Annotated in this window: 4 protein-coding genes; all 4 read left to right on the top strand. The window is 48.5% G+C overall.

Going from position 1 to position 6,091, the window contains the following annotated elements:
* Positions 1 to 306: 306 nt before the first annotated feature.
* The 4 genes from J4G02_20075 (at position 307) to glyS (ending at position 6,071) form a co-directional block, all read left to right on the top strand.
* Positions 307 to 1,839, top strand: coding sequence for a helix-turn-helix domain-containing protein (locus J4G02_20075; protein ID MCE2396824.1), 1,533 nt, complete (start codon positions 307 to 309; stop codon positions 1,837 to 1,839).
* The gene (locus J4G02_20080) at positions 1,817 to 2,182 is read left to right on the top strand and encodes a type II toxin-antitoxin system PemK/MazF family toxin (GenBank protein ID MCE2396825.1); all 366 of its coding nucleotides are present in this window, start codon (positions 1,817 to 1,819) and stop codon (positions 2,180 to 2,182) included. The genes J4G02_20075 and J4G02_20080 overlap by 23 nt, the downstream gene beginning before the upstream one ends.
* Before the next feature lie 77 nt (positions 2,183 to 2,259).
* Positions 2,260 to 2,466, top strand: coding sequence for a hypothetical protein (locus J4G02_20085; protein ID MCE2396826.1), 207 nt, complete (start codon positions 2,260 to 2,262; stop codon positions 2,464 to 2,466).
* 551 nt (positions 2,467 to 3,017) lie between these two features.
* Positions 3,018 to 6,071, top strand: coding sequence for a glycine--tRNA ligase subunit beta (gene glyS / locus J4G02_20090; GenBank protein ID MCE2396827.1), 3,054 nt, complete (start codon positions 3,018 to 3,020; stop codon positions 6,069 to 6,071).
* Positions 6,072 to 6,091 lie beyond the last annotated feature (20 nt).

A 6,091-nucleotide genomic window follows, 5' to 3' on the forward strand; every position in this document is an offset into this window, starting at 1 on the left:
AACTTGAATTGCGCTGTATGACGAATCCGTTTGGTTGACATGTGCAATCCTCCATTTATACGGGGGAGTTAGACCAAATTGCTTACTTAACTCATGGCCCGAATATTGGGGTCCATTATATCAATTCAATAGTCGCCTAATGCCTCTCTAGCATCTTCCTCCTTTTCCCACTTTGACTGTGCAAGAAATCCCTCCTCTCCTTAGATTTTTTCCCTTGAAAAATTAATTCGTTTGATTCATAATTAGGCAGGTTTAAGGGCTGTTTGTAAACCCAATTCTTCATTGAATCCATATGAGGACAAAACAATGTCAACCAAACATGACGAAACTGCCAAATTTATCGCGGCTCAGAAAGGCGTTTCTTATAATCAGGGACCAGGTCCAGATATCAAAACGCCTCATCAAATCATTGAGGTGAAAACAGCCGACACTATTACAGATGCTGCTCGGCAGCTTCGAGGGTACAGAGGTCCCGTCTACGTAGTTGGAGTGGATGCCAAAGCCACTGGAGTGGCCCTAGAGTACTACAAAGACACAACAATTGGAGTGATGGCTGCTTCCGGTAAAATCCTGAAGCCCTCGACACGCAAAAGATCGTCTTCAATGAACATTGAAAAAGAAGAGCTTGCAACTGAACAAAGCGATACTGCGATCATGCTAGGAGAACGATTGAAAAGATTTAGGCTTGCTCGTGGTATGTCTCTTGACGACCTAGAGGCTGCTATTGATGGACTGGTTAGCAAGCAAGCACTATCAAAATATGAACGCGGGAAGATGCAACCAAAGGTGACGACACTCAATCGAATTGCTGCTGCATTGGGGGTTAAATCCGCTCAATTGTGGGGGGAACCAGCTTGTCATATTGAATGGGTTGCTTATCGAAAGCGCACTCGTTTGAGTAAAAAAGAACAAGAACAGTTACAAGGTTTTGTCGCTGAAGTGTTAGAGAAACGGATCGCGCTACTGGAGCGAATGGGTGAACGGAGCAGCCTCGAACTCCCGATTCAAGGTTTCCCTGTCCACAAACTGGACGACGCCGAAGGTGCCGCCCTCGCGCTTCGCCAGCAGTGGGAACTTGGCATTGACCCGATTGCAAACCTTGTGGGTGTGCTTGAAGATCACTTCATCCACATTATTGAGGTTGATGCCATTGAAACCTTTGATGGCATCTCTGCTGTGGTGCGAGATAATGACAAAAATGTGCTGGCGGCAGCAGTCGCAACGCGCCGAGGCGCACCGGGGGACCGGCATCGACTCAACATGGTGCACGAACTTGGGCATCTGATCCTAAAATTGGGTGAAGGTATTAATGCAGAAAAAGCTGCTTTCCGATTCGGTGCTGCTTTCCTCGCGCCGGCGGAGCACTTGCGCCGGGAAGTTGGTGATAAGCGAAGCCATATTCAACTAGAGGAACTCTTGTACCTCAAGCGGCGTTACGGAATGAGTATTCAAGCAATTCTGTTTCGGTTGAGGGATTTGCAAATTATTACCACCTCCCACTATAAGCGATGGTGCATGGACATTAACAAATTGGGTTGGAAAAAACGAGAACCGATTGAGATACCTTCCGAAAAACCAGAGCGGTTTCATCAGCAAGTGTTTCGTGCGCTTTCCGAAGGAGTAATAGAAGCGCGGGAAGCTGACCAATTGCTTAATGCTACCCTAGAAATTCCTTCACCTCAATCCCTTATTGAGCGTCGTGCTTTCTTGGAACTACCAACAGATTCGAGACGCAGCCTACTGAGAGAACAGGCCAAGCGGATGGTCGAATACTACCAAAACGATCCTGAATGGCACGAACTCGAAGGGGAAGACCTTGTCGAATACAAATCCACCTAATCCGCGTCGGGGAGAGGTTTGGGATTTAAACTTCGATCCGACGATTGGCTCAGAGATTCAGAAAATCCGTCCTGCTGTAGTTATCAATTCCGATGGCGTGGGACATCTACCTATTAAGTTGGTCTCCCCAATCACCGGTTGGCAAGACCGATTTTTGAGAAACATCTGGCATGTTCGTATCGAGCCTAGTGGTATGAACGGTCTAACAAAAATTTCAGCCGTTGACACACTGCAAATCCGGGGGGTGGATGTGAAACGCTTTATTAGCAGGCGAGGCAGACTCAGCGCAACACTTAGGCAAGAGATTACCGCGGCAATCGCCGCAATTATCGAACACCAATAACCCAAGGGGAAACGTTCCTTACGCCTGCCTTCGACAGACTGACAGCAAGCTGATGACTCAGAATAACACCTTCAAAAGTGACAGATTTAACGATTGATGAGTTTAGAGACCCTATTCGGGTAGTTGTCATACAAACGCTGTCAGAAATGATGGACGACCCCGATGAAGGACTGGAATTGCGCGGTGACTTCGCCGAAGAGCTTCAGGACTCCCTTAACACTGTGAAAATTGGTGGTAAAACCGCTTCTGTGCAGCAAGTCGCTGAAAAGTTGGGGTTGACTTGATGATGTATAATATCAATAGAACTTACGCACACGGTCAAAAAATAGGTTATAATATAGTGAACCAAAAACGGGAAGAATGGCAGGAAGCTACCTCCAATCTTCCAACCTTACATTACTTTAACCCAATTTGCTAGTGCGTATTGACATTTATCAGGAAATTTGTTCATAAATCAATACTGGTTTGACAGGTCAGCAAACCTTCAGTGGAATCTTGCTCATAAATCGAGCTAATATGGCAGGGCAGCAAACCGTTCACAGGCAACCGCTTTAGCATAGGGCACATCTGTAAAACCGCTGAAGTGTAGAGGCCATCGGGATTCTTGGCACACCCGCCAATTATGAGTACCCGTATAGGGCATTGAAAATATTTTTTTTACCTGTCAGTGCCCTGCCAAACCTGTGAATTGTACGGGGGTGGGGTGTAAATAGCGATACCGATTTTTCTCTTTTTATCTGCGACAATCAACGAAATCTGCGTCCCTATCTGTTCTTAGAACTGAAGTGCGTAAGGCCTAATCTTAAACAAACAATTTTATAAGGAATCATAAAGAATGACTTTTCAAGAAATAATACTCGCTTTGGAGAGATTTTGGGCGGATTACGGCTGCACCATCCAGCAACCAACTGATGTGGAGGTCGGCGCAGGAACATTCAATCCCGCCACCTTCCTACGCTGCCTCGGACCAGAGCCGTGGCAGGTCGCTTACGTCGAACCCTCACGTCGCCCCGCCGACGGTCGGTACGGCGAAAATCCGTTTCGGCTTGGGGCGTACTACCAATATCAGGTGATTCTTAAACCCGCACCGACAGATGTGCTGCCGCTCTATCTTGAGAGTTTACGGCATCTCGGAATTGACTCCCGCCAAAATGACTTCCGTTTCGTTGAGGACGATTGGGAGGCACCGACGCTAGGAGGATCTGGACTCGGTTGGGAGGTCTGGTGGAACGGTGCTGAAGTAACACAATTCACCTACTTCCAACAGATGGGAAGTATTGAGTTGGATCCGATCTGCGCTGAATTGACATATGGGCTTGAACGCATCGCGCTCTATCTACAAGATGTCGGCAGTTTCTTTGACATCAAATGGAATGATCAGCTTGTCTATGGGGACGTATATCACCAGAGCGAAGTGGAATTCTCCAAATACCATTTCGAGAGTGCAGACGTTGAGACGCTATTTGACCTCTTTGACGCCTATGAGAAAGAGGCGTTAGCCTGCTTAAAAGCCGATTTAATCCTGCCGGCAACGGATTATGTCCTAAAGTGTTCGCATACCTTCAACGTCCTTGACGCCCGCGGCGTCATCAGCGTAACGGAACGCGTAGGCTACATCGAGCGTGTCCGCCGCCTCGCGCAACGGACAGCACGGGGTTATGTCGCGCAACGTGAAGAAATAGGGCATCCGCTGTTGGATCGTTGGAAACCCAAGACAGAGCGAGAGGTGACTGAAGAAAAGGTTTGGGACACCCGGTCAGCGCCTCAGGAACAGGCTGAAGGACAAACAGAAAGCGAAACATCTGCGGATTTTCTCCTAGAGATTGGAACAGAAGAGATCCCCGCGGGCTATATCCCACCGGTCTTGGATCAGCTTCGGGAGGTTGCCGCCCAATCGCTTACAGAGGAGCGGCTTCCGTTTGAAGATATCCGGACGCTGGGAACCCCGCGACGCCTAACCTTATGGATCAAGGGACTCACAACCCTACAACCGGATCAGGTCACTGAGGTCGTCGGTCCCCCGAAACGCGTCGCCTACGATGGGGATGCGAATCCCACCAAAGCGGCGATCGGTTTCGCAAAGACGCAAGGGGTCAACGTCGAAGATCTAAAAATCGTTGAAACAGAGCGGGGAGAATATGTCGCTGCAGATAAACTCGAAAAGGGGCAATCCGCCCACGATTTTCTCAAAACAGAGGTTCCTGAATGGATCCAATCGCTGAATTTTCCCAAGACGATGCGCTGGGATAATCTACGATTTGCGCGTCCTATACGATGGCTGGTTGCTCTGCTGGGGAATGGGGTGGTTGATTTCCAACTGGACACTTTGTGTTCGGGCAGGCAGACGTTCGGTCATCGCTCGTTGAATCCGGAACCGGTTCAACTCTCCTCTGCTTCGCTTGATGGCTATATAGAGAGTTTACGGGCAGTCAATGTGTTGGTTGATCCGGAGGAGCGACGAAAGGAGATTGAAAGCCAAGTTACGGAGACTCTTAAAGCCGAAGGGTGTTCGACCACGATCGATCCAGAGTTGCTAAACACCGTCAATTTCCTTGTCGAAAATCCCCAAGCGATTATGGGTAGTTTTAGTGAATCTCATCTCTCTTTGCCGACCGAAGTCTTGATCACCCCTATGAAGACACAACAGCGTTACTTTCCGATGTGGCAGTCTGATGGAAAGCTAGCCGCAAAGTTCATAACAATCTCCAACGGGACAGACGCCAACTTTGATGGCGTTCGCCACGGCAACGAGCGGGTCTTACATGCCCGACTCAACGATGCAGCGTTCTTCTATAACGAAGATCAGAAAACGTCGCTTGAAGATAAAGTGGACCGACTACACAACGTTGTTTTTCAGGTGAAACTCGGCTCACTGCACGACAAAATCACCCGATTGAAGGAGCTTGCTACATTCATCGCAGAGGAGATTGGCGTTGATGAGAACATCAAGGGTTACATCATTCGAGCGGCATCGCTTTGTAAAGCGGACCTGACGACGCAGATGGTGATTGAATTTCCATCCCTGCAAGGGATTATAGGGAAATATTACGCCGAAAATTCCGGTGAACCCGCTGCAGTTGCGTCGGCGATTGAGGAACACTATCAGCCTATTGCTGCTGATGCACCTATCCCGCGCACCGACATAGGGATAATCGTTGCACTCGCGGACAAAATTGACACCATTGTTGGGTACTTCGGTATTAATGAGCGACCCACAGGTTCCCAAGATCCGTATTCACTCAGACGACATGCAATCGGAACAATACGCATCCTCCACGAGCGCAACCACCGCCTTGCACTGACTTCTGTCATTGAGAAGGCGGTTGAACTATATCGGGTGGATTTCGTCGAAGATACAAAGACCGCTGTACTCGATTTTATCAAAGGTCGAATGGAAGTACTTCTGGCTGGACAGAGTTACATGCCAGACTTTAACTATGCACCAGACCTTATTGATGCAGTCCTTGCGACAGACGAGGTGGATGTGATTGATATTCTAGAACGAGCAGCGGTCCTCAAAACTTTCCGTGAACAACCGGACTTTGACAGGGTATATCCAGCACTGAACCGTGTTCTGAGAATTTTGCCGGACCAACCACCAACAGAAATCCAGTCCGACCTTTTTCACGACGAAGCCGAAAAGCAGTTAGAAAAAGTTGTGGAGGCCGCAGAAGCGGAGTTAAGCCGATCCGTTCAAAAGCGTGACTATGAGGAGCTGCTTACCCAGCTTGGCGAGCTCCAGCCCGCAATAGATCAGTTCTTCGATGATGTGATGGTCATGGCGGAAGACGCTGCTATCCAATCCAATCGACTCGCGCTGTTGAACACTATCGCACAAAAAGTATACCCGCTTGCCGACCTGACGAAGTTAGTCATTGCTGGAAATTGAATCAACCAATGGTCTAAAAT

The organism is Candidatus Poribacteria bacterium (assembly GCA_021295755.1).
GTDB lineage: Bacteria > Poribacteria > WGA-4E > WGA-4E > PCPOR2b > PCPOR2b.